This window comes from Mucilaginibacter sp. P4_G9 (assembly GCF_056400985.1).
On the sequence record NZ_JBFUKF010000443.1, the window covers coordinates 1 to 4,016 of the forward strand.

At 43.8% G+C, this 4,016-nt stretch carries 4 protein-coding genes; 1 reads left to right on the plus strand and 3 read right to left on the minus strand.

The window, feature by feature from the left end:
- Window positions 1-175: transposase (locus AC1DPZ_RS23385; protein WP_477407996.1), on the minus strand; the 175-nt coding region annotated here is incomplete at its 3' end.
- 842 nt (window positions 176-1,017) lie between these two features.
- Between AC1DPZ_RS23385 and AC1DPZ_RS23390 the strand changes: the two genes are divergently transcribed.
- On the plus strand, window positions 1,018-1,545 hold the full coding sequence (locus AC1DPZ_RS23390; RefSeq protein WP_477407990.1) for a hypothetical protein: 528 nt from the start codon (window positions 1,018-1,020) through the stop codon (window positions 1,543-1,545).
- A 541-nt stretch (window positions 1,546-2,086) separates the two neighbouring features.
- Here AC1DPZ_RS23390 and AC1DPZ_RS23395 read toward each other — a convergent pair.
- Window positions 2,087-2,716, minus strand: coding sequence for a response regulator (locus AC1DPZ_RS23395; RefSeq protein ID WP_477407992.1), 630 nt, complete (start codon window positions 2,714-2,716; stop codon window positions 2,087-2,089).
- Between the two features lie 63 nt (window positions 2,717-2,779).
- Window positions 2,780-4,016 (minus strand): ATP-binding protein (locus AC1DPZ_RS23400; protein ID WP_477407994.1); only part of this gene is annotated, 1,237 nt, incomplete at its 5' end.

The window sequence follows — 4,016 nt, forward strand, 5'->3', positions numbered from 1 at the left end:
CAACCGGGTCAATACTTTTTTGTCCGTCTTTCCCGTAATACTTAGCGGTAGACGCATATAAAAACTGAAGATCTAGTGTTTCTTTCAGCTTTCGGTATATATTGTCTGCCGGAACACGGTCGGACAATTGGAAATTGGTAAAGAGTTTCTCTTGATAGTGCTTCTTTCCTTGCATGACGTTAAGATACTAAAAATCAATATCTTAACATAAATTATTGCGAAATAGTTGACGAGTTGTGCAACAGCCACTCCAGCCTTGTGGCCGCATGCAAGATATTGAATATGCAAATCCCGGATGTAAGCTTCATCCGGGATTAGTATTTTTAACGGATGAGCCGCAATTATAAATTCAGAAATCTGGAAGGATTATATTTTGTTAGTTTTGCCACTGTTTTTGGGGTAGATGTTTTTGTAAGGATGCTATATTTTGATTGCTTAACATAGTGATGTCCTAAAGGCATGGCGCATACTTAGCATGCGGGTCACAAGGCAAGAGCCTTGCGACAGCGGGGGTGGTTTTTGGGCTGCCGGATTGATAACGATCAGGAACCCGTCGCTCTGGACTCTGACAGAACGGGTGGCAGCTTCGCAATAGACCCGTGAATAAGACCTGGTGTAGTATGAGTGGATAGCCTGGCGCCCCCCAGCTACCGCAAGGTCTTTTCGCTGCCCCAGCTACCGCAAGGTCTTTTCGCTGCCGCAAGGCTCCAGCCTTGTGGCCCGCATGCAAGGTATTGCAAATGCAAATCCCGGATGTACGTTTCACCCGGGATTTTGTATTTTTAACGTATGAGCCGCAATTATAAATTCAGAAATCCGGAAGGATTATATTTTGTTAGTTTTGCCACTGTTTTTTGGGTAGATGTTTTTGTAAGGATGTAATATTTTGATTGTCTAACATATCGCAGTCCTAAAGACATGGCGCATACTTAGCATGCGGGTCACAAGGCAGGAGCCTTGCGACAGCGGGGGGATGCAAAAAAGATAATCGAAGGATACAACGTTAAATTTTAAAATGTGAAAACGTCAAGGCTCATATTAATTGGTTTTATTATTACTTTTTTTGCATTTTCATGTAAAAGAAGTAATGAAAGAAATGCATTGTCCTTTAAAAACAAATTTAAAGATGTACAGGACTCTTTGTTTCGAATGGAAATGTTACTGTCGAAACTTCCAAAAAGAGAGGATAATCGAAATACAAACTACAAATTGCAAGAAGATGGGTTATACGTTAATGATATTCCGATAGAAAAAGCCACTTCTGCATCTTATCGCCTCTCTAAGATTTACACAGCCCCGGAAATACGGGAAATTTTAGTGCTTTCAGATTATTTAAATAAAAACTTTGTATCAAGTGCCTATTTTGATGAAGTTGATGGTATATGGAGATTTATTTATAAATCTGTTCCTAACAATTATAATGAAGTAAGGGATATTTGCTTAGCACATAGGTCAGGATCGTTCATCACTTCAAACGATACGATCTTAGAACACAAGGGTCAGCTATATTTACTAGCACCGAAAGATGCAGACGTCGATAGATAGACTCTGCCCTTGTTGGAGTTGTCTCGATAGGTGTTCGGAAGATTACTATTTATCCCCATAAGTGGATAATTTAGCTTACCTTTTTTAGCGCAGGTCTTGTGTTGTGGATTGTGCAATGGCTGACCTGTGCTTTACGATGCATTCCGCCGCTCAACACTTGCGCCAAAGTGGGCAATATTTATTAACCCGGAGAGCCGACCCGGATAAAGTGGGCGCGGCATCGTCATCGCCTTTACAATGGGCAATGAGAACAGGATACCACCATATCGAAGAAATTTTGGTGAAAGCCGGTGCGAGGGCATAAGTCAGCGTGATGGTAAAATAAACCGGCAACCCGTTCTCCAATCCCCGTTGTCCGAAGTCAATGACATTCGGACAACGGAAAACTCTGTGTGCAGCAAAGGGACTAAGAGATTTAAATTACAATAAGGTTTAGGTTTTAAAACTACCAACAGGTGAGTTAGCTTTAACATCGCCTTTTAGTTTATGATGCTAAATTAGCGTTAACCTTCTGCCTCTGCAATACTGAAAAAGTGGTATATTAAATCGAGCGGAATTTATTAATAGCTTCTACCTTATTTTGTACCTGGAGCTTGATATACGTATTACGAATGTGTTTTTTTACGGTGCCTGTAGTAATTTCAAGGCGATCGGCAATTTCTTTGTACTGCAGGCCGCGAGCCAGGTGGTTAAGAACTTCTACCTCCCGTTCTGTCAGGTTTTCGGCGGCAACGGCGGCTGGTTTTGCCGCAGCAGTATTGAATGACGCTATCACCCTGCGCGAGATATAGGCGCTCATGGGCGAGCCGCCTGCCGCAATTTCGGTAATCGCATTTCGGATCTCTTCGGCCGATGATTCTTTGAGTAAGTAGCCTGTTGCCCCGCTCTTTAACGATTCAAAAATATTGGTATTGTCATCGTTTATGGTACATACCATGAATTCGGTACCCGGCAGCAGCGGCTTGGCCCGCCGTATAAATTCAATGCCCGACATACCTTCCAGGTTTATATCAACTATAAAGATATCCGCTTTAAGCTCGTTAATTTTCTTTAATAAAGTTTCGGCGTTGGCGTATGATCCCATCAGGCTTACTCCGCTCATGTCATGAATAATCTGTTCAAGCCCCCGCCGGTAATGTAAATTATCCTCTAACAAAACTATCTGGATCATGCTTGCAGTATTATGAAATGCTAATATCCTAAATTATCCCCGCTTTATCCTTACCGCCATCATCTAAAGGTTCAGTTTAAGGCTGATGGATGTACCTTTGCCCGGTGCTGTGTTAATTTTCAATTCGGCGTTCAACCTTTTTGCACGTGCATAAATGTTACGGATGCCCATGGTTTCGTGCCTGCGCGTATCGGGATCAAAGCCCCGGCCGTCGTCACGGATGCTGATATGCAGCCGGCTTTTGTAAAGGCTGATTGCCAGGAACGCGTTTTGTGCCTCCGAATGTTTAACTATATTATTTAAAACTTCTTTTATAAGCAGGTACACCTGCCGCCTTTTTTCGCCACTGATGGAAGTTGCGGTTTCGCCAACCGAGGTATTTTCGTGAAGGCGGATGCTGCTGGCTTCAAAAATCTTAACAGCCTGTTTATGAATAAAATTAACCAGGTTGCTTACCTCGTCGTTTTCGGCATCAAGGCTCCAGATAATTAGCCTCATCTGGGTAGATATATCGGTGATAGCCTCATGAATGGCGTCTATCTCCTTAAAAGCAGGCTGATTGGCCACTTTCCGGCTCAGCAACTCGGTTCGCAGCTTGATGCCCGATATGCTTGCCCCCAGATCGTCATGCACCTCGCTGCTGATGCGCTGGCGTTCACGCTGCAGGGCAAGCTCGCTTTCATAGTCCTTTTTTTGTAAGCCGATGATGGACAGGTAATATTTGCGCACCAGTAAAAAAACAATAACTATAGCGCCTATAACAGCTATAGCCTGCAGCCATAGCTGCTGATACCATAAAGGAATAACGTTAAACTGAAAAACAAGCGATGGGCTCAGCTGGTTAAAGCGGTCGGCAGCCACTGCTTCCAGCTCATAGTGTCCGGGGGGTAACAGATCAAACCGTTTTTCGCCGGACGGCGCAATGCTCCAGTTTTTATCAACCCCCCTGAGTCTGAACCGGTATTGTATTTTACCCATGCTTTTGTAGGATAGGGCAACGCAGTTAAATACAACAGGCTGGCCGTAAGTAAAGTTATCTTGTTTTCCCGGTATCCCGTCGTTAATCATTACCGGCCGGGGCAGGTTGGCGTTCCCTAAATTTTGAGTAACCGCTATGCCCTGATCAGTGGCTATATAATAATCACGACCGTTCTGTACAACATCGGAAACGTTATCTGACGGCAGCCCGTTGCTGGTGTTTAGCAGGCTTACCCGGTAATTTTGATAATTATTACTAAAGCTAATAACGCTTGCGCCGTTAGCGGTACAGGCCCATAAGGTATTGGCATCCGTCCATACC

Excerpts from the sequence above, each read along its gene's own strand:
- AC1DPZ_RS23395 (WP_477407992.1), bottom strand. The coding sequence starts at position 2,716 with ATGATCCAGATAGTTTTGTTAGAGGATAATTTACATTACCGGCGGGGG.